This is a genomic window from Ochrobactrum sp. AN78 (assembly GCF_029909885.1).
Classification (GTDB): domain Bacteria; phylum Pseudomonadota; class Alphaproteobacteria; order Rhizobiales; family Rhizobiaceae; genus Brucella; species Brucella quorumnocens.
In genome coordinates this window covers 38,036-58,193 of the sequence record NZ_JASAMU010000002.1, presented here as the reverse complement: position 1 = coordinate 58,193, position 20,158 = coordinate 38,036, and the positions used below count along the sequence as shown (strand labels likewise).

The following is a 20,158-nucleotide window of genomic DNA, read 5'->3' as shown; positions in this document are numbered from 1 at the left end:
GATGACGATACGATTTGATGGAAAAACCGCGCTGGTGACAGCCGCAGCTCAGGGCATTGGTCGTGCAAGTGCGCTGGCTTTTGCTGAGGCCGGTGCCAAGGTCTATGCGACTGACATCAACGAGGGCGCTCTCAAAGAACTCGAAGGTGTCTCTAACATCATCACCCGCAAGCTCAACGTGCTTGATGAGGCAGAAGTCAACGCAACTGTCACCGAAATCGGTCAGGTCGATATCCTGTTTAACTGCGCAGGCGTCGTCCATGGCGGCTCTATTCTCGAGATGAAGGACGAAGACCTCGATTTCGCGATCAATCTCAACATCAAGGCGATGATCCGCACCATCCGTGCCGTGCTGCCGGGTATGCTGGAACGCAAAGACGGCGCAATCGTCAACATGGCGTCGGTTGCTTCCAGCGTAAAGGGTGTGCCGAATCGCTTTGCCTATGGCGTCACCAAAGCTGCCGTCATCGGTCTTACCAAGGCTGTCGCGGCTGATTATGTCGCGAAGGGTATTCGCTGCAATGCGATCTGCCCCGGTACGGTTGAAAGCCCGTCGCTGCAGGATCGTCTGCGCGCGCAAGGTGACTATGAAGAGCAGCGTGCAGCCTTCATCGCCCGTCAGCCGATTGGCCGTATTGGCCAGCCGGAAGAGATCGCGGATCTCGCGGTCTATCTCGCTGGTGCCACCTATACCACGGGTCAGGCTTATAACATCGACGGTGGCTGGACGATCTAGTCCAAGCTGCCAATTCTATCCCCGCAAAGGAGTAAACTCATGAAATTTCTTCGCTATGGCGAAACCGGTCACGAAAAGCCGGGCCTTCTCGATGCTGATGGCAATATCCGCGATCTGTCTGCTCATGTGAGCGATCTGTCGGGTGCCGCTTTGAGCCCTGAAGCGCTTGCCAAGCTCGGTTCGCTCGATGTGAATTCTCTGCCAAAGGTTGACGGCAACCCGCGTCTTGGCCCATGCGTTACCGGCACCGGAAAGTTGATCTGCATCGGTCTCAACTATTCCGACCATGCGGCTGAAACGGGTGCTACCGTTCCGCCTGAGCCGATCATCTTCATGAAGGCAACCTCTGCCATCGTTGGCCCGAATGACGACCTTCTCATTCCCCGCGGTTCTGAAAAGACCGACTGGGAAGTGGAGCTCGGCATCGTGATCGGCAAGACCGCGAAATATGTCAGCGAAGACGATGCGCTTGATTATGTTGCCGGTTACTGCACCATCCACGACGTCTCCGAACGCGCCTTCCAGATCGAGCGTCAGGGTCAGTGGACCAAGGGCAAATCCTGCGACACCTTTGGTCCAACCGGCCCATGGCTGGTGACGAAGGAAGAAATCGCTGATCCTGAAAACCTTGCCATGTGGCTCAAGGTCAATGGCGAAACCATGCAGGACGGCTCGTCCAAGACCATGGTTTATGGCGTGCGCTACCTCGTTTCCTATCTCTCGCAGTTCATGTCTCTGCAGCCCGGCGACATCATCTCCACCGGCACACCTCCCGGCGTCGGCATGGGCATGAAGCCACCGCGCTATCTTAAGGCTGGCGACACTGTCGAACTCGGCATTGAAGGCCTCGGCTCGCAGAAGCAGAACGTGCGCGCTGACGTTTAATTTTTTTGAGCATGATTCCCAAAACGCGTTGCTGCTTTTGGGGGTCATGTTCGGATCGCGGAATTACAAATGACCAAAATTACTGATCTTCGCGTCTTCGATCTTCGCTTCCCGACTTCGCAAAGTCTGGACGGTTCTGACGCGATGAACCCGGACCCGGATTACTCGGCAGCCTATGTTATCCTCGATACGGATGACGAGGCTCTGAAAGGCCATGGCCTCACCTTTACTATCGGTCGCGGCAATGACATCTGCTGTCAGGCTATTCTTGCGATGCGCCATCTGGTGGTCGGCGTCGATCTCGACGTTGTCCGCTCCGCACCCGGCAAGTTCTGGCGCCATCTGACAAGCGACAGCCAGCTGCGCTGGATCGGCCCTGAAAAAGGTGCGATGCATCTGGCAACCGGTGCTGTCGTCAATGCTTTCTGGGATCTTCTGGCAAAGCAGTCCGGCAAGCCGGTCTGGCGTCTGGTGTCGGAACTCTCAGCAGAGGAAATCGCCGACATCGTCGACTACCGCTATCTGACCGACGTGCTCACCCGCGACGAAGCCGTTGAAATTCTGCGCAAAGCAGAAAGCGGCAAGGCGGAGCGTATCGCGAACCTCGAAGCGACTGGCTATCCTTGCTACACGACTTCGGCAGGCTGGCTCGGCTACGACGATGAAAAGCTGCGCCGCCTTTGTCAGGAAGCCATCGACGAAGGCTTCAATCATGTGAAGATGAAGGTCGGCCGTGATCTTGAAGACGATATTCGTCGTCTTACCATCGCACGTGAAGTCATCGGTCCAGACCGTTATCTGATGATCGACGCCAATCAGGTGTGGGAAGTCGATCAGGCGATTGAGTGGGTCAACAAGCTTGCTTTCTCAAAGCCGTTCTTCATCGAAGAGCCGACCAGCCCGGATGATGTTGCAGGTCATCGCAAGATCCGCGAAGCTATTGGCGACGTGAAGGTAGCGACCGGCGAAATGTGCCAGAACCGCATCATGTTCAAGCAGTTCATCGCAGAAGGCGCCATCGACATCGTTCAGATCGATTCATGCCGCATGGGTGGTCTGAATGAAGTTCTGGCCGTGCTGCTGATTGCTGCCAAGTACAACAAGCCGGTCTGGCCACATGCAGGTGGTGTTGGTCTGTGCGAATATGTGCAGCATCTTTCGATGATCGATTATGTTGCCGTTTCAGGCACTATGGACGGTCGCGTGATCGAATATGTCGATCATCTGCACGAGCACTTCATTGAGCCATGCATCATCAAGGATGCGGCCTATATGCCGCCATCGCTGCCGGGCTTCTCCATCGAAATGAAGCCGCAGTCGATTACGGAATACACCTTCAAGGGTTGATAAAAAAAGCCGCGCTGAAAAAATACAGCGCGGCTTTTGCTTTTAGAGCGCGTTTCGATCTGATTGGAACAGATCGGCGCTCTAATTATCTGTTTTAACGCGCATCTTTGTCCGAAAACCGTTTCACCCTTTTCGGGATGCGCTCTAGAGAAAGCGGATCATCAAAGCGCCGGTCAGCAATAACACGGCTCCGGCTACGCGCCCTGCAGTGATTTCGCGTACTGCTACCCCCATGAAACCGATACGATCTGCGGCAAGTCCCGCCACCAATTGCCCGGCGACGGCAAGCCCCATCACGGCCGCAGCACCGATGCGTGGTGTGAGCAATACAGACGTGGTCACATAAATACAGCCAAGCGCACCGCCAGCCACAAACAGCCAGCCAGAAGGCACGTTGAACGCTGGCATCGCGCCTGTCGCTCGTGCGGTTATGGCTGCGATTATGCCAAGAATGACTGCGCCTGACAGAAAGGAAATCGCTGCTGCGGTGACCGGAGAACCAAGTCCGCGCGCGAGCGCCGCATTGATGGGAGCCTGAATGGCGATACAGGCACCCGAAAGAATGCCGAACAAGGTCCAGATCATGGAAAATCCTCGCTTAGATGTGGATCGTAATTGTGTGATGATAAACGGAGTGCACCGAAACTTTACAGATAACACTCCCAATTATCTGTAGGGGCAATAGGCCAATGTCTCACTGAAAAGTGAAGCCTTATTTCTGTTCGCCGGCCGTGATCAGGTTTTTACCGCGCCGCTTGGCGTCATATAGCAGTGCATCAGCCGCATAGAGAGCTGCCGTAACATCTTTAGGAGCCGCAGTGAAGCTCACAAGGCCCATCGAGAAGCTGACAGGGAAACTTGCGCGGGAAACGGCATCATCCAGAAGAGCCTTGATCTGCTGGGCTTCAGCGAGATCGCTTATTCTTGTACCGCCGAGGCGTAGCACGATGAATTCATCGCCGCCAGGACGTGCGCTGACCTCGTCAGGACGATTGCGCCCGGCCAGCACTTCGCCGATCAACCGCAACAATTCGTCTCCTGCGGCGTGGCCACACGCGTCATTGACCTGCTTGAACCGGTCGACATCGAAGTAAAGCAGCGAAAAGGGTAGATCGTGATTGCGAAGTGCAAGGATTGCCTTTTCGATTTCCAACTCGATGCCAGTACGATTGGCAATGCCGGTCAATCCATCGACAAGCGCCAATTTACGCGCTTCGCGCATGTAGCGACGCATGCTCAGAATCTCGACAGCAGTGCTGGCGAGACTGATGAGCTTTATCTTTTCCTCAGAAGTGCATTGTCTGACTTTGGTATCCAGAGCACAGATTGCGCCAAGTGTAGAGCCATCGGGCGCGATCAGTGGAGCACCAAGATAAAATCGAATCCCCGGCGCATCTTTCACGAAAGGATTCGTGGCAAAACGATCATCGGAAGTGGCATCTTCTATCAGAAAAGGATCAGTACTCTCGATTGCGCGGGAGCAGAACGTGTTTTCATTGGCTACATCACCGAACACGCAGCCAGCCATGCCGATATGATGCGTCACACACTCATCGACAAGCGACACCGCTGCCATGGGCACACCAAACGTCGATAGAACCAGATTGCAGAGCGCATCCAGTGTGCGATCTTGCCCCATCTCGATCGTGTTATAGGAAGTGAGAACAGCGAGCCGATGTTTGTCGTGTAGAAGCATGTGCCTCATTAAGCAAATTGGACTGGCGCGATCAACTATCAAATATGCGCGCCAGCCACTTGCTGGGTGGTCATGTCAACGAGCAGTTGTGAACTATAACGTCTTCCAACGGAGGGTCGTATTTTCCTGCCACCCATTCTCATGCAGGAGCGGTATATCGCTGGTGAAGCATGGCCAGCCGATACACAGATAATGACTGAAAATCCAATGTTCTGGCACGTTGAACAGGTGCTTCATGGCGAGCGGATCGAGAATGGAAACCATTCCGACACCAAGTCCCAGTGAACGGGCCATGAGATTGAGATTCTGGACGGCCATTGCGGTGCTTTGCTCAAGCGTAGCGGCCATTGTCTGTCGCCCAAGGCCGTGGCCTTCAGCGGGGTCTGTTTCGGTGAAAATGGCGAGTTGAACCGGGGCCGTGCGGATCGCCTCGAGCTTCAGTTTTCCGTATTCCTCTGCACGAGCGTAGTCATAGACAGTAGCCGCATCGCAATTTGTTTTTTCGAACAGGTGATGCACCGCTTCACGCATTTCAGCGCTTTGGACGACAAAGATACGCCAGGGGCGCGAATTTCCGACAGATGGTGCATAGGCCACTGCCTCTTGCAGTTTTTCGAGCACTTCATCGGAAACAGGATCAGACAGGAAATGGCGTACATCCCGCCGCCACTGCAGAATGCGGAAGAGGGCGTCTTGATCGGCAGGGGAAAATTTCATGAGTGCTCCGGATCAAACTCACCGAATATAAGGCAGTCGCTAACATACTGCGTAACATCAGAAAATCATTCTCAGGAGAAAAATGGTGCCCGGAGACGGATTTGAACCGCCGACACGCGGATTTTCAATCCGCTGCTCTACCAACTGAGCTATCCGGGCATCCTATCAGTGATTTCTCACTGGGTGGCGGTGTTGGTGTCCGCCGGAAGTGGGTGGGTTATAGCATTAAATTTCGCGCTGTCCAGCACCCCATCGCAATTTTTATAAGATTTCTTATAAACACGCTAAAGTGCCGATTTCACTGTGGAAATCCCTATTGAACAGCCTCAGTTGTCGTTTTCTTCTTCCTCCTCAATCGTTTTTCCAGGAATGACATAGCTTCCTGAAAGCCAACGATTAAGATCAATGCTTTTGCAACGTGGCGAGCAGAATGGATACGTGTCACGGACCGACGGCTTACCGCATTCAGGGCAGGGGCGAGTCGGGCGCAAAGGTGTAACGCGCGAACCGGCAGCTGCGGATATATCTTTCTTGTCGCTCATGGAAGTTCTCAGACCTTGCCGTTTATCCAGTTATCGTAAACGGGATAGTCGCCATCGGCCAGCAGGCTCACAGTTTCCTGCAAGGGGAGGCCAACCACATTGGTGTATGATCCAACAAGCTTGACCACAAAGCTGCCAGCGAGCCCTTGAATGGCATAACCACCAGCCTTGCCACGCCATTCGCCAGAAGCGAGATAGGCGTCGATCTGTTTGCGTGTCAGCCGCTCGAAACGCAGGCGCGTTTCGATAAGCGTCTGACGCAAATTGCCATTGGGCAGAATGAGGCACACGCCAGTGAAAACCTTATGCGTGCGTCCTGACAAGAGGCGCAGGCATTCCCGTGCTTCGTCGTTGATCTCTGCCTTGGGCAGGACACGACGCCCCACAGCTACAACCGTGTCAGCCGCCAGAACAAAAGCATTTGCGAAGTTTTCGTCGCCCTTTAATTGTTCTTGTGCGGCTTTTGCCTTTTCGCGCGCAAGACGACGCGCCAGTGAACGCGGATGTTCGGCGCGCTCAGGCGTTTCGTCAATATCAGCTGGCTGAATATGATCTGGCTCAATGCCGACCTGCCCCAGAAGCTCGATCCTGCGGGGAGAGCCGGAGGCAAGAACCAGCTTATGTTGCGCGCTCATAGACAAGTTTTTTCCTGAGACAAGGTTTTCCTGAAAGGTAGTTAGTCGCTTACTTGAAGCGGTAGGTGATACGGCCTTTGGTAAGGTCGTAAGGGGTCATTTCGACCAGAACCTTGTCGCCAGCGAGAACGCGGATGCGGTTCTTGCGCATGCGGCCTGCGGTGTGGGCAATAATCTCATGTTCGTTTTCGAGCTTCACGCGGAACATTGCATTCGGCAGCAGTTCCGTAACAACACCCGGAAATTCGAGGACTTCTTCTTTCGCCATGCGATACCTGTTACTTTCTTTGATAAAATTGGCCCGAAATCGGGCCGCAGCTTTAAATTTGGCCGGAACCTATATGATTAGACGGCATTTGTGAACAACCGAATTGGATTAGGCTCAGGAGCTTTTAATTCGGTGCCAATCTCTGTGTGATTTGCCGCTTCAGGCGGTCTCGTACATCACGATAAGCATTCATGATCTGCTCACGGCTTCCCGTCATAAGTGTGGGATCGGGCGTAGGCCAATATTCCACATCGACGGAAAAGCCGCGCATCCGCTCCAGCACCGTATGATGCGCAAGCGGGGTGAGCGTGATGATAAGATCGAAATAGCCGTCTGCCAGTTCTTCCAGTCCGCGCGGTTGCCGGGCATCGAGTGACAGGCCTTCTTCATTGAGCACTGCATCGACAAACGGGTCACGCTCGCCGCGCTGAACACCGGCAGAAGCTATATACATATTGGGTGGAAGCAGCTTTCTTGCAAGAAGTTCGGCAATTGGTGAACGGATAGAATTCTTTCCACAGACAAAAAGCACTGAAGTGGGCCGTTTGGCGGCTTCACTTTCTTCAGCAGGGGCAATCGCTTCCTGAGCGCTCATCAAGAATCAGCCCCGCCAGTGCAGCACGCAGACGAGCGTGAAAAGACGCCGCGCAGTCGCAAAATCGACTTCGATTTTGCCGTTCAGTCGCGTTTGAAGAGTTTGTGAGCCTTCATTATGCAAGCCGCGCCGCCCCATATCGATCGCCTCGATCTTGCTGGGGCTCGCAGAGCGAATGGCCTCATAATAGCTTTCGCAAACCAGAAAATAGTCGCGCACAACGCGCCGCAATGGGGTTAGCGAGAGGATGTGAGTAGCAACGTCATCACCGCTTTCACGCATGATGGAAAAAATCAGACGTGATTCCATCAGTGAAAGCTTCAGCTTGTAAGGACCACCCGTATCATCGCCGACCGGGTGAAAAGCGTTTTCTTCAATCAGGTCAAAAATCGCGACCGCGCGTTCATGCTCGACGTCAGGCGTCGAGCGGCCGATGGATTCATCGAGCTCGACGTCAACTAGACGGGCATTAGGAACGCCGGCGGTCATGATACCTCATAGATTGAGCCGGATGGCGACAGATTGCGCGTGGGCGTCGAGGCCTTCGGCACGAGCGATTTCTATGGCTGCGGGGCCGAGGGCGCGCAACTGATCCGGGCCAAGTTTGAGAAGCGAGGTGCGCTTCATATAATCAAGAACCGAAAGGCCGGACGAGAATCGTGCAGAGCGCGCTGTTGGCAGAACGTGATTGCATCCGCCGACATAATCACCAATCACTTCCGGCGTATGGGCGCCGATGAAGATCGAACCGGCATTGCGAATTTTGGGCAGCAGCGCTTCAGGATCTGCGGTGGCGATTTCCAGATGCTCAGCGGCAATTCGGTTTGCCAGTGGAATGGCAGCGTCGAAATCTTTGACCAGAATGACAGCACCAAAATCGCGCCAGCTTGCGGCGGCTGTTTCAGCGCGTGGCAGCGTCTTGAGCTGACGCTCCACGGCTTCTTCGACAGCCTTTGCAAAAGGCTTATCATTGGTCATCAGTATCGACTGTGCTGCGGTGTCATGTTCCGCCTGCGCCAGAATGTCGGCGGCCAGCCAATCTGGATTGTTGTCCTTATCGGCAATCACCAGCACTTCGGAAGGCCCTGCGATCATGTCGATGCCCACCGTGCCGAACACAATGCGCTTGGCGGCTGCCACATAGGCGTTGCCTGGGCCAACGATCTTGGCGACCGGCTCAATGGTTTCGGTGCCATAAGCGAGAGCTGCAATGGCTTGAGCACCACCCACGCGGTAGACTTCCGATACACCTGCGAGACGTGCTGCCACCAGAACCAGTGGGTTCAGCTTGCCATCGGGCGAGGGGACAACCATGACGATCCGGTCAACGCCTGCAACCTTCGCAGGCACTGCATTCATCAGCACAGAACTTGGATAGCTTGCCGTGCCGCCAGGTACATAAAGGCCTACCGCTTCAATTGCCGTCCAGCGAGAACCAAGTTCAACGCCAAGCGCATCGGTATAACGGTCGTCTTTGGGCAGCTGTCGTGCGTGATGCTTTTCGATGCGTTCATGAGCAAGCTTCAATGCTTCAATAGTCGAGGCGGGTGCCTCATCAAAGGCCGCATCGATTTCCGCTTCCGTCACGCGGATGCCGGTCTTATGAAGATCGATACGATCAAACCGCTGGGAATATTCAATAAGCGCTGTATCGCCTTCGCGGCGCACGCGATCAACGATTTCGCGGGCAGCCCGATCCACATCTTCCGAGACTTCGCGCTTACCGGTCAGGAAAGTAGCAAAGTTCTGTTCAAAATCGGGATCGGTTTGTCTGAGCGTCGTGACCACGCTGGTATTCCTTTAAAAGTCAGTCTGGTAATTGGCAGTCTGGGCGTAGCCCGTCAGTTATGTGAAGCAGTCGTCCGCGACAATCAGGTGTCGTGTCGCGGCACAGAAGCTGTTTCCCAGGCAGGCCCCAGATCCGTCAACTGCGCTTCTATGCATTCCACATCCAGTCGGATAGCCGCATTTGCCGAAAAAGTCAGTTCGATTGTTCCAGCTGGGGCTTCGCTGACAATAAAACGGATGGCGAGCAGCGAGAGAACCTCATCCGGTTTCTGCCGATCAATGCCTGTTGCTTTCGCGACCGTTACACGATTGAAATGCAATGTGGCGCGACGGCGCTGATACTGGGGTTTGCGAAACAGCTTTGGCTTGGCTTCTTCCCAAGCAAAACGGTTGGCAGTCAGGACAAAGCGTTTGTCCTTCGCAAGATATTGAAGATCGGAGACTTTTAGGACTGCATCCTGAAGATGGGCGGACAGGACCTGCAAATCCTCCTCATCCAGTGCCACAAGCTTCAACATTTCCATATCTGGCATCGTTCCCTGCTATTTTTCAGATCGCGTAGTGCAACTTTACATGCCAGCACAAAAAAATCGACAGGCTTTTCAGCCTGTTGATTAATAAGCCTGAAATGAAAGAAAAGCCGGAAACAAGTTTCCGGCTTTTAGATTTTAACCGCTGATGCGTTCGACATTCGCGCCGCAACGCGAGAGCTTTTCTTCCAGGCGTTCAAAGCCGCGATCAAGGTGATAGACGCGGTTGACGATGGTTTCGCCTTCGGCAGCAAGGCCTGCGATGACGAGAGAAACCGAGGCACGCAGATCGGTCGCCATAACCTGCGCACCCTTGAGACGATCAACGCCTTCAACGGTTGCGGTCTGGCCGGACAACGAAATCTTTGCGCCAAGACGCGCCAGTTCCTGCACGTGCATGAAGCGATTCTCGAAGATCGTTTCGGTAATGCGCGAGGTTCCCTTTGCCATGGTCATCAGGCCCATGAACTGCGCCTGAAGATCGGTCGGGAAGCCGGGGAATGGATCGGTCGTCACATCGACCGGGTGAATGCCGTGTCCATTACGAACAACACGCAGACCGCTATTGGTCTCGGTGATTTCGGCACCAGCCTGACGCAATGTGTCAAGCGCTGCTGTAAGCTGGCTTTCCTGCGCGCCTTCGAGCAGCACATCGCCGCCGGTCATCGCAACAACCATGGCATAGGTGCCGGTTTCGATGCGGTCAGGAATGACGCGAACACGTGCACCTGAAAGGCTGGTGACGCCTTCAACATGGATCGTGCTGGTTCCGGCACCGCTGATCTTTGCGCCCATTGCATTCAGGCAATCCGCAAGATTGACGACCTCTGGTTCGCGGGCTGCGTTTTCGATAACCGTTTCGCCGCGGGCAAGGGCTGCAGCCATCAGCATGACATGGGTCGCGCCGACGGAAACCTTCGGGAACTTGTATCGTGAGCCGACAAGGCCACCCTTTGGCGCACGCGCCTTGGCATAACCGTTTTCAATGTCGATCTGAGCGCCGAGTGCCTGAAGGCATTCGAGCAGCAGGTCAACCGGACGCGTGCCGATCGCACAGCCGCCGGGCAGGGACACATTGGCTTCACCCATGCGCGCCAGAAGCGGTCCGATTACCCAGAAGCTCGCGCGCATCTTGGAAACCAGCTCGTAAGGAGCGGTGGTGTCGACGATGTTGCGGGCGGTGAAATGAATGGTGCGCGAATAGGCTCCATTCTGGTGTTCGCGGCGTCCATTAACCGAATAATCAACGCCATGATTGGAAAGAATGCGGATCAGCTGCTCGACATCGGCGAGGTGCGGCACGTTTTCCAACGTCAGCGTATCGTCGGTGAGAAGGGAGGCGATCATCAAAGGAAGCGCAGCATTTTTCGCGCCAGAGATAGGAATAACGCCGTTGAGCTTGTTGCCGCCGACGATTTTGATGCGATCCATGCTGTTTCACCTTCTGGGCCGAAGCCATTGCCCGGTAATCGATTTTTGCAAATTCCGCAGCGTTCAAGCATGCAGCGTTGCATTATGAAATGACTGTTCTTGCGGCAAAATTACGTCGATCACGAATCGTACCCGGACCGCAACGCCATCAAGAATTGAACTGCGCTTTTAACGCAGGTGCTCCCTATCTTCAAGGAAGGCTTTGCTGCGATTGTTTCAGCTTAAATCGAATTCCTTAAAGCTTGCCTACAGCATAATTCCTTAAAATTGAATCAGTTTAAGGTAAAATTATGCTGTAAATATAGAGTGTTAGAGCGACCTTTGTGCGCCCAAGAAGGCGCGCGGCGCTCTAGTGGTCCGATTCCGGCATTTGCATCTATCTGTTACGAGTGTGGCTCAAATGTCGGGATTTGAAGCGCTACCCGCTTCTCGGGCAATTTGCAGTTCAGCGCAGAAAATCGGTTCTTACATTTTGTGAAACGGCTCTAATCATTATCTTCTTTGCCAGCTGTAATGCCGTCATTTCGCTCATCTGCATCGCCCGCGCGTCGCGAACGTGATTGCACTTTGCGGCGCATCAGATTCGCACGGAGCTGCTCCGCGCGCCGCTTTTCGCGTGGATCAGATTGGGCTTCGTTGTCGTTTTTTGTCTTTTTTTCGCTCATAGGTCTCATGTACTACGGTAAAAAGCCTACGAAAAGCCGGTTTCAAAGCGAGTATCCAATGATTTCCACATTAAGTGAAAAGAAATGCGATTGCTTGCTTGCGGTTTGCGTAATGATGTGGCAGAAGTCCGCCGCGTTCAAGAGAATGCTGCGGTAGCTCAGTGGTAGAGCACTCCATTGGTAATGGAGAGGTCGAGAGTTCAATCCTCTCTCGCAGCACCAGTTTCCTCCAGGTTGGAAACCAAGGCCGTATCCCCCCGAGATTAAACTTCAAACTTCACAATGATAGATATCATTGCGGTTCACCATGACTTGCGATTTGATTTTGTGAATGGAAAAGCAAATTCATATCACTCGTCCGAAGTCTCTTTACAAAGAAGAATTCCTGCAGAAAATTATGCTGTAAATATAAAGTGTTAGAGCGACCTTTGTGCGCCCAAGAGGGTGCACGGCGCTCTAAGTAGCTGAATAATTTTAGTAAATCAGCGTTTCCGCTGATCTAAAAACATTGAATTTTGTAGAGAAAGAATGGCGCACCCGAAAGGATTCGAACCTCTGACCCCCAGATTCGTAGTCTGGTGCTCTATCCAGCTGAGCTACGGGTGCTTGCCTGTGTGCCGCGATTGCTGCGGCGATGGGCGGTTGATAATCGGACGGATTACTAAAAGCAAGCACCTTCTTGGAAAAAAACGCGCTTATGTGAAGTTTTCTTGTCAAAGCCCGCATTTCCAAGGGTTTCCGCCGCGTTTTAGAACGTGGAAAACTAACCTATAGCGCGAAAATCTTCCGCCGCACTCGTTTTAAGGCAGTCGCAAACAGGAATCAGCTGTATCAACGCTCTGTTTTTTATGAGAATTTTTTGAGTGCACCGTAAAAATCAGGCCACTTCGCTTTCAGATTGGCTGTTTCGCTTGTCATTCCAATTCGGCAGGTCAGGAAGACGAATCTCGAAATGCGCGCCGATGGGCCGATCTTCACGCAGTTCGATCGTGCCGCCATGCGCGCGCACCAGCTCTTGTGCAATCGCCAAGCCGAGGCCTGTGCCGTCGCTGCGTGTAGAGCCCTTAAACGCAGTAAAGAGATTATCGCGTGCTTTCTGCGGCAGGCCAGGGCCAGTGTCTTCGACGCCGATAATTGTTGTGGTCCCGATTCTACCTGCAGATAGCGTGAGGCGCTTGACGGTAGACACATCGCTACGCCGATCACGCTCCATGGCCTGAACGGAGTTGCGGCACAGATTGTGCAACACACGGAACAGCTGTTCGGAATCGACATTCAGTTCGAAATCAATTGGAATGAGATTTTCGAACTCGATACCGCTTTCCGTTTTCAGATTGAGCGTTTCCTGCACATCAAGAATGACGGTGCTCAGTTGTACGCGGCGCGGGGCAGGTGGGGCCTCTTGCGAGCGGCCATAGGCCATAACGCTTTCAGAGTAATTGATGGCACGACTCAACGTGTGGATGAGCTTTGGCGCGAAGCGCTGCACCATCGGGTCCTGAGTGTCGGCCAGTCGATCTGACATGAGCTGCGCCGATGCCAGAATGTTGCGCATATCATGATTGATCTTGGAAACAGCGAGGCCGAGATCGGCCAGATGTTTCTGTTCTTTCAGGGTGCGCTGCAAATCGCTCTGGATGTGTGCGATCTGTCGTTGCGCTATACCGAATTCATCCTTGCGGTTTTCAGGCACGAGAATCCGGGTTGGATTGTCGGGTGCCGAGGCAAAATCAATCATATTGCGATGCATAAGGCGCACAGGACGCAGCAGCATCTCATGAATGATCAGATAGATAAGGCTCGCGGCTATAACCGAGATAAGCAGAGAGATGATCGCTACATTGGTCGCGTAACTCAGCATGGCATGGCGCAGCGGGGCGTCCGATGTGACGATTTCGATAATCCGTCCCGGATTGGCCGATGGCGGGTTCGATCCATAAATGCGCAACGTGCGATTACCGCCATTAAAGAGCGTTCCAAATGCATCCCAGATGGCAGCGGCTTCACTGATATTATTGAGATCGACCACCTGATCGATCGTGTCCGGCATTTCGCTCATTGCCAGAAGATGGGATGCACCGGCTTCACGCAACGCAATTGCTTTGGTACCGGTTGCGAGCAGAACCTTATCCTGAACCTCGCGTGGAATATTGATGTTGCCGCTCGCAATAAGCACTTCGCTCACAGCATCTACGGTGTCGAGGCGTGAACTCATCCAACGCACACGCATATTGGCGATGGAAGGCACGAAGATCAGAACTTCAGCGATAAGAACGGCAAGAGCGGTTAGGATAAGGAGCTTGCTTGAAAGCCGGTTTCGCCAGCGAAGACGCGTGAAATGGATAGGCGACATCTTATCGTCTTTGGGAGATGCCACAGCGGAATGCTGCGCAGCTGCATCGGCAACGACCCCACCCGTATCCATGGTTTTTTCAACAGCCGCCATACGTCAAATCCAAACCGACAGGCTGTGTGGCTGCAATGCAGCCGTGCCTTATCCAGAAAGCTCATCACAATGCGATACATATAAATATCGTCTTCTATATATGGTGGCACACGATAATTCCAACGGACTTTGTCGTTTTTGATTGAAACAACTTAGAGCATATCCCGAAAAGTGGGCACCGGTTTTCGGAACAAGACGTGCGTAACACAAAAAGTGAGACGCATTTCTAATGATTCAACTTAATCCAGAAATACTGTAGCCCACTCCTTTGCCAGCATTACCGAAATTTAACTCGACGTGCTGAATCGCGACGTGCAAACTCGCAAAAAGGGAAATCTGTGATGCTTCAATGGCGGCACTTTCGGTGCAATCTATTGGGGCGATCATTATTTTGATACTGTTTGCAGCTTATCCTGCGCCCAACGTGAATATGAATGGTTTGAATCAGCGGCTTGTCGAGGCATTCGATAAGGCCCTGCCGGAGAGTTGAATGAAGTCTTGGAAGCAGATTGTTCTGTGCCTGCTTGTTATTATTGCCGCCAGTGGCGGTTGGTACATCTATAAAAACAAGGACTCTTCGGCGCAAACGGCATCAGGCGCAGCTCCCGGACAGCAGACGCATGGATCAGCCTCAGGACGCGGTGCTCCGCTGGTTGTTGTTGAACCGGCAGGCGAGGAGACGATCAACAGTCGCCTCACAGCCATTGGTTCCGCTCGCGCGCTGAGCACAGTTTCAGTCACGCCTTATTCGAGCGGTTATATGGATGAGCTGCTTGTGAAAGCAGGCGATTCCATCAAGGCTGGTGATCCGATTGCAGTGCTGGATAATGAAACCGAGACCATTGCGGTCAGCAAGGCGCAGATCGCGCTGAAAGATGCGGAAACCACCCGCCAGCGCATCGTACGTTTGCGGGCCACGAATACGGCAACGGTGGTGCAGGAAGTTGAAGCTGATCTGGCTTTGTCCAACGCCAAGCTTGTATTGGAAGATGCACAGCTCGCACTGAGCCGCCGCACGGTACGCGCACCGATTTCCGGTGTTGTTGGTATCTTGCCGGTTAATGCCGGGAACTATGTCACGGCACAAACTTCAATCGCCCGCATTGATGATCGCTCCAAGGTACTGATCGACATCTGGGTGCCGGAACGTTTTGCGCCACAGATCAAAGTTGGTCAGCCGCTGACAGCCGAATCCACAGCGTTTCCCGGCGTGACGCATAAGGGTGAAATCAACGCTGTTGATAATATGCTCGATGAAGCGAGCCGTACGTTGCATGTTCGTGCCGAGATCAACAACGATCAGGACCGCTTGCGTGCTGGCATGTCGTTCTCGGTGACTGTTTTGTTCCCAGGAGATAACTATCCTTCCGTTGATCCGCTGGCTATCCAGTGGGGTGCTGACGGCTCTTACGTCTGGCGCGTGGAAGAAGGCGTCGCGAAGAAGGTTGCTGCGCGCATCGTACAGCGCAATTCGACCAACATATTGATCGACGGTGCAGTTAAGGAAGGCGACATGATCGTTACGCAAGGCGTGCAGACTGTGCGCGATGATGCACCGGTCCGTTTGCAGGATGAGCAGGGCACCGCCCGCATTGATCCTTCCGCCAAAAGCCGCGTTGCAGGGTGAGGATAAAGCGTGAGCAATCCTAATTCGCCTTCGGGCAATACCGGTGGATCGACAGCGCTGTTCATTCGGCGCCCGGTCTTTGCCTTCGTCATCAATGTTCTGATCATCGTTGCGGGCCTTGCGGCCTTTACCGGCGTCGACATCCGGGAGCTACCGGATGTGGACCGGCCAGTCGTTACCATCAGCACCGATTTCAGTGGCGCTTCGGCTGAAACCATTGACCGTCAGCTGACACAGGTGCTTGAAAATGCCGTTGCCCGCGTATCGGGCGTGAAATCCATTTCGTCGTCGTCTTCTTTTGAGCGCAGCCGTGTCACGGTTGAGTTCAACGACGGCGTTGATCTTAACGTCGCTGCAGCCGATATGCGTGACGCCATTTCACGTGTGGCAAACGATGTGCCTGAGGAAGCTGATCCTTCGCGTATCATCAAGGCCGATTCCAATGCCGATCCGGTCATGCGCCTCGCTGTAACGTCCGACACAATGGCGGTCGACGATATGACGGTGTTGGTTGAAGATCAGATCCAGGATGTTCTCTCGGCTGTTCCCGGTGTCGCCGATGTGCAGATCAATGGTGATCGCGACAAGATTTTCCGTATCGATATCAATCAGGCGCGCTTGGCAAGCTACGGGTTGACCATCGCGGATATTTCCAGCGCACTTTCGTCCATGGGCCTTGATGCGCCAGCGGGCTCGTTGCGTAGTTCCGATCAGTCGATTGTGGTTCGTGCCACGGCCAATCTTGAACGGCCAGAAGACTTCGAAAGTGTCTATGTTAAAGGGCGCACGCAGATCCGCGATGTTGCGACGGTAACACTGGGTCCGGATATTGAAAGTTCGGCTGTCCGGTCGAACGGCAAGACAGCCATTGGTCTTGGCATCGTGCGTCAGGCGCAGTCGAACACGCTTGATATTTCGGAAGGTATTCGGGCAGCAGTCGCCAATCTGAAAAACACATTGCCGCCCGGCGTCGATGTGACAGTGACCAGTGACGACGCGAGCTTTATTAACGGTGCTATCCACGAAGTTGAAATTGCGCTGATTGCCTCGGTCATCATCGTTGTCGTCATCATCTTCATGTTCTTGTGGGATATCCGTGCAACGCTTATTCCTGCTCTGGCCATGCCTGTGGCATTGATCGGCACAATTGCGGCGATCTATCTGAGCGGCTTCTCGGTCAATATTCTCACCTTGCTGGCATTGGTGCTGGCCACCGGCCTTGTGGTGGATGATGCGATCGTTGTGCTCGAAAATATCGTGCGACGACGCAATCAGGGCATGGGTCCGCGTGCTGCTGCAGTCCTTGGCACACAGGAAGTATTCTTCGCTGTTATTGCAACGACACTGACACTTGTGGCTGTGTTTGTACCAATTTCCTTCCTACCCGGTCAGGCTGGCGGTCTGTTCCGCGAATTCGGTTTCGTGCTGGCAATTGCTATTTTGCTGTCATCGATTGTTGCGCTGACTTTGTGTCCGATGCTGGCATCGCGGTTCCTTAAAGAAGGTGTTGAAGCCTCTGAGGGTGGCGGTCATGGTCCAAAGTTTTTGCGTCGGATTGGCAGTGGGTTGGCGAACTTCTATCGCAAGAGCCTGCATGCCTGTCTCTCCGCACCGTTCATTGTCGTTCTGGTTGCAGTGCTCTTTGCCGGTGCTTCCTATGTCGGCTTTGGCATGTTGCGACAGGAGCTGACACCGACGGAAGATCGCGCCGTTGCAGTGTTGCGCATCAATGGGCCACAGGGCATCAGTGTCGAGTTTCTTCAGTCGCAGCTTGAGAAGATCGAAACGGCTATCCAGCCCTTGCGCGATAGCGGCGAAATCCTGACCACTTATGGCATTGCCGGGTCAGGCGGTTCGTCAAACAACGGCTTTATGGTTCTGACGCTGGCACCGTGGAAAGAGCGCAGCCGCTCACAGCAGGAAATCATGGCTGATATCACTGCGCGTACACGCGGGATTACGGCTGTGCGTATTTTCACGGCGCAGCCCAACAGTCTGGGTATTCGCGGTGCAGGCAATGGCTTGCAGTTTGCTGTGCTCGGTCAGGATTATGCGAAACTGCGTCCTGCCACTGACGCTATCGTTTCAGCGCTCGAAAAAGATCCTCGTTTTGTGCAGCCGCGTTTGTCTGTCGAACCGACACAGCCGCAGCTTTCTGTCGAGATCAACCGTGAGCGTGCATCTGATCTGGGCATTGATATCACCGGTCTCGCCAATGCGGTTCAGGCTGTCCTTGATGGTCGTAAAATCGGTTCGGTCTATGTTGGCGACAGAAGTTTCGATGTGAAGCTTGTATCGACAACCAACCCGATCAACGATCCAACCGATCTGGAAAACGTCTTCCTGAAGACGACAGATGGTCGTTATGTGCCAATGTCTTCCATCGCAACGGTGGTCGAAAAAGCGGTTCCACCACAGCTCAACCGCGAAGAACGACAGCGTTCTATAGCGATTACAAGTGACCTGCGCAGCGATTTCGCCTTGGGCGACGCCTATGCTGCCGCACTGGAAATAGCCCTTCCGCTATTGCCACCCGGCGCGCATATCATCCCCCTTGCCGAAGCCTCGACACTGAGCGAAACCTCGACGGGCATTGCACTGGTATTTGGCTTTGCCATCATCATTATCCTGCTGGTTCTGGCGGCACAGTTTGAAAGCTTTGTGAGTGCGCTGATCGTTATGGCAACCGTGCCGTTGGGTCTTGGTTGTGCGGTCTTCGCGATGATCCTCACTGGCACGACGCTGAATGTGTACAGCCAGATCGGCCTTGTGCTGCTGGTCGGCATCATGGCCAAGAACGGTATTCTGATTGTCGAATTTGCCGATCAGTTACGCGACAAGGGCATGAATGTTCGACAGGCCATTGAAGAGGCGGCAAATATCCGCCTGCGTCCGGTCTGTATGACCATGATCTGTTCGGTTTTGGGTGGTGTGCCGTTGATTCTGGCAAGTGGCGCTGGCGCTGAAGCCCGTGTGGCGCTTGGCTGGGTGATTGTGGGCGGCTTGGGTCTTGCCACGATAGCAACCTTGTTTGTGACGCCGGTCGCCTATCTTCTTCTTGGTCGGTTCACCAAGCCAAGAGTTGAGGAAGAAGCGCGGCTTGAGCGCGAGCTGGTCAGGGCAGTCGCACTGGAAGAAAAGCTGAAGTAAACTTTGCAAAAAGAAAAAACCCCGGAAGAGCAATCTTCCGGGGTTTTTTTGTTATGCACTTTGTTACTTCTTCATCGCATCCGTGATCTTGGAGGTCCATGCGCCTTCCGGCTTTTTGGTAATTACAGGATCGGAACCGCCACCGAGTAGTGTCTCGACCGTGCGGTCTGCTGCTGCCACGTCCAGCGTGCCGTCTGAACCGTCGATCAGCTTGCCGATTTCCTTGATCATCCGCTCCTGAACTTCCTGAGTCTGAGCACCCGAAGCATCATTTTCGAGAATGATTTCGGCCGCCTCAGCAGGGTTTTCTGATGCATACTGCCAGCCCTTCATCGAAGCGCGGACAAAGCGGGCGAGCTTGTCGACCATTGCAGGATCATCAAGGCTCTTATCAAGCACATATAGCCCGTCTTCCAGCGTTGCCACGCCCTGTTCTTCATAAGGGAACACGACGAGCTGGTCGGCAGGAATCCCGGCATCGATCACCTGCCAATATTCGTTATAGGTCATGGTAGAAATGCAGTCGGCCTGCTTCTGGATCAGCGGATCGACATTGAAGCCCTGTTTGAGGACGGTCACGCCATCCTTGCCGCCTTCGGTCGGAATTTTCAGATGGCTCATCCATGACAGGAACGGATATTCATTGCCACCAAACCAGACGCCAAGCGTGCGGCCCTTGAAGTCCTCCGGCTTGGTAATGTTGGTGTCCTTGCGGCAGGTCAGCATCATACCGGATTTCTTGAAAGGCTGTGCGATATTGACGAGCGCCACACCTTTTTCGCGGGTTGCGAGTGCCGAAGGCATCCAGTCCACCACCACGTCCGCGCCACCGCCAGCAATCACTTGTGGCGGAGCAACGTCCGGGCCACCCGGCTTGATGTCCACGTCTAGATTTTCGGCTTCGTAGAAGCCTTTGTCCTTGGCAACGTAATAGCCTGCAAATTGTCCCTGTGTGACCCACTTGAGCTGCAAGGTCAGCTTGTCCGCTGCCATTGCCGAGCTACTCATAAGCGCGAGCGCCAGTCCGGCTGTTCCAAGGCATACAGAAATTGCCTTTTTCATTTCAGTTCTCCTCTGGTTAAGGCTCTACCTTATTTTTG

General features: G+C 53.8%; 20 protein-coding genes and 3 tRNA genes. 7 read left to right on the top strand and 16 right to left on the bottom strand.

Annotated elements, in window-relative coordinates; translation table 11 throughout:
- The first annotated feature begins 1 nt into the window (after window position 1).
- The 3 genes from QBD00_RS03875 to QBD00_RS03865 all read left to right on the top strand — a co-directional run bounded on the left by QBD00_RS03875 (window position 2) and on the right by QBD00_RS03865 (window position 2,968).
- Entirely contained in the window at window positions 2-736 is a 735-nt protein-coding gene (locus tag QBD00_RS03875) for an SDR family oxidoreductase (RefSeq protein WP_318578693.1), read from the top strand.
- Between the two features lie 39 nt (window positions 737-775).
- On the top strand, window positions 776-1,621 hold the full coding sequence (locus tag QBD00_RS03870) for a fumarylacetoacetate hydrolase family protein (protein WP_318578692.1): 846 nt from the start codon (window positions 776-778) through the stop codon (window positions 1,619-1,621).
- Between the two features lie 69 nt (window positions 1,622-1,690).
- Window positions 1,691-2,968: an L-fuconate dehydratase gene (locus QBD00_RS03865; RefSeq protein ID WP_318578691.1), complete on the top strand. Its 1,278-nt coding sequence runs from the start codon at window positions 1,691-1,693 to the stop codon at window positions 2,966-2,968.
- A 144-nt stretch (window positions 2,969-3,112) separates the two neighbouring features.
- On the opposite strand, the gene QBD00_RS03860 is transcribed toward QBD00_RS03865, so the two are convergent.
- The 13 genes from QBD00_RS03860 to QBD00_RS03800 form a co-directional block, all read right to left on the bottom strand.
- Complete coding sequence (locus QBD00_RS03860; RefSeq protein WP_095445982.1) at window positions 3,113-3,553, bottom strand: DMT family transporter; 441 nt, start codon at window positions 3,551-3,553, stop codon at window positions 3,113-3,115.
- A gap of 127 nt (window positions 3,554-3,680) precedes the next feature.
- Complete coding sequence (locus tag QBD00_RS03855) at window positions 3,681-4,664, bottom strand: sensor domain-containing diguanylate cyclase (protein WP_264230585.1); 984 nt, start codon at window positions 4,662-4,664, stop codon at window positions 3,681-3,683.
- A 93-nt stretch (window positions 4,665-4,757) separates the two neighbouring features.
- Window positions 4,758-5,381 carry a 5,6-dimethylbenzimidazole synthase gene (gene bluB / locus QBD00_RS03850; RefSeq protein WP_318578690.1) on the bottom strand — a complete coding sequence of 208 codons (624 nt, stop codon included), beginning with the start codon at window positions 5,379-5,381 and terminating at the stop codon, window positions 4,758-4,760.
- A gap of 83 nt (window positions 5,382-5,464) precedes the next feature.
- Window positions 5,465-5,540 (bottom strand) — tRNA-Phe (locus QBD00_RS03845).
- 167 nt (window positions 5,541-5,707) lie between these two features.
- Complete coding sequence (yacG, locus tag QBD00_RS03840; RefSeq protein WP_024898072.1) at window positions 5,708-5,923, bottom strand: DNA gyrase inhibitor YacG; 216 nt, start codon at window positions 5,921-5,923, stop codon at window positions 5,708-5,710.
- 8 nt (window positions 5,924-5,931) lie between these two features.
- The gene (locus QBD00_RS03835; RefSeq protein ID WP_095445985.1) at window positions 5,932-6,558 is read right to left on the bottom strand and encodes a Maf-like protein; all 627 of its coding nucleotides are present in this window, start codon (window positions 6,556-6,558) and stop codon (window positions 5,932-5,934) included.
- Between the two features lie 49 nt (window positions 6,559-6,607).
- Window positions 6,608-6,826, bottom strand: a complete 219-nt coding sequence (infA, locus tag QBD00_RS03830) for a translation initiation factor IF-1 (protein ID WP_002965531.1) — start codon at window positions 6,824-6,826, stop codon at window positions 6,608-6,610.
- A 124-nt stretch (window positions 6,827-6,950) separates the two neighbouring features.
- Window positions 6,951-7,421: a low molecular weight phosphatase family protein gene (locus QBD00_RS03825; protein WP_095445986.1), complete on the bottom strand. Its 471-nt coding sequence runs from the start codon at window positions 7,419-7,421 to the stop codon at window positions 6,951-6,953.
- Window positions 7,422-7,427: 6 nt separating this feature from the next.
- A complete protein-coding gene (locus QBD00_RS03820) occupies window positions 7,428-7,910 on the bottom strand; it encodes a UPF0262 family protein (protein WP_095445987.1) in 483 nt (160 codons plus the stop codon).
- A gap of 6 nt (window positions 7,911-7,916) precedes the next feature.
- Window positions 7,917-9,209, bottom strand: coding sequence for a histidinol dehydrogenase (hisD, locus tag QBD00_RS03815; protein ID WP_318578689.1), 1,293 nt, complete (start codon window positions 9,207-9,209; stop codon window positions 7,917-7,919).
- Window positions 9,210-9,292: 83 nt separating this feature from the next.
- Window positions 9,293-9,733, bottom strand: coding sequence for a DUF2948 family protein (locus QBD00_RS03810; protein ID WP_095447837.1), 441 nt, complete (start codon window positions 9,731-9,733; stop codon window positions 9,293-9,295).
- Between the two features lie 144 nt (window positions 9,734-9,877).
- A complete protein-coding gene (murA, locus tag QBD00_RS03805) occupies window positions 9,878-11,170 on the bottom strand; it encodes a UDP-N-acetylglucosamine 1-carboxyvinyltransferase (RefSeq protein WP_318578688.1) in 1,293 nt (430 codons plus the stop codon).
- Between the two features lie 485 nt (window positions 11,171-11,655).
- Entirely contained in the window at window positions 11,656-11,835 is a 180-nt protein-coding gene (locus QBD00_RS03800; RefSeq protein ID WP_095445990.1) for a hypothetical protein, read from the bottom strand.
- Between the two features lie 147 nt (window positions 11,836-11,982).
- On the opposite strand from QBD00_RS03800, the gene QBD00_RS03795 reads away from it, so the two are divergent.
- A tRNA-Thr gene (locus tag QBD00_RS03795) sits at window positions 11,983-12,057 on the top strand.
- Between the two features lie 307 nt (window positions 12,058-12,364).
- On the opposite strand, the gene QBD00_RS03790 is transcribed toward QBD00_RS03795, so the two are convergent.
- A tRNA-Arg gene (locus QBD00_RS03790) sits at window positions 12,365-12,441 on the bottom strand.
- A 271-nt stretch (window positions 12,442-12,712) separates the two neighbouring features.
- The gene (locus tag QBD00_RS03785; protein ID WP_318578687.1) at window positions 12,713-14,281 is read right to left on the bottom strand and encodes a HAMP domain-containing sensor histidine kinase; all 1,569 of its coding nucleotides are present in this window, start codon (window positions 14,279-14,281) and stop codon (window positions 12,713-12,715) included.
- Between the two features lie 349 nt (window positions 14,282-14,630).
- On the opposite strand from QBD00_RS03785, the gene QBD00_RS03780 reads away from it, so the two are divergent.
- The 3 genes from QBD00_RS03780 to QBD00_RS03770 are packed head-to-tail and all read left to right on the top strand — an operon-like array spanning window position 14,631 to window position 19,058.
- On the top strand, window positions 14,631-14,771 hold the full coding sequence (locus QBD00_RS03780) for a hypothetical protein (RefSeq protein ID WP_157743452.1): 141 nt from the start codon (window positions 14,631-14,633) through the stop codon (window positions 14,769-14,771).
- Entirely contained in the window at window positions 14,772-15,908 is a 1,137-nt protein-coding gene (locus QBD00_RS03775; RefSeq protein WP_095445992.1) for an efflux RND transporter periplasmic adaptor subunit, read from the top strand.
- A 9-nt stretch (window positions 15,909-15,917) separates the two neighbouring features.
- Complete coding sequence (locus QBD00_RS03770) at window positions 15,918-19,058, top strand: efflux RND transporter permease subunit (protein WP_095445993.1); 3,141 nt, start codon at window positions 15,918-15,920, stop codon at window positions 19,056-19,058.
- 63 nt (window positions 19,059-19,121) lie between these two features.
- On the opposite strand, the gene QBD00_RS03765 is transcribed toward QBD00_RS03770, so the two are convergent.
- The gene (locus QBD00_RS03765) at window positions 19,122-20,120 is read right to left on the bottom strand and encodes an ABC transporter substrate-binding protein (RefSeq protein ID WP_264230592.1); all 999 of its coding nucleotides are present in this window, start codon (window positions 20,118-20,120) and stop codon (window positions 19,122-19,124) included.
- Window positions 20,121-20,158: the final 38 nt, after the last annotated feature.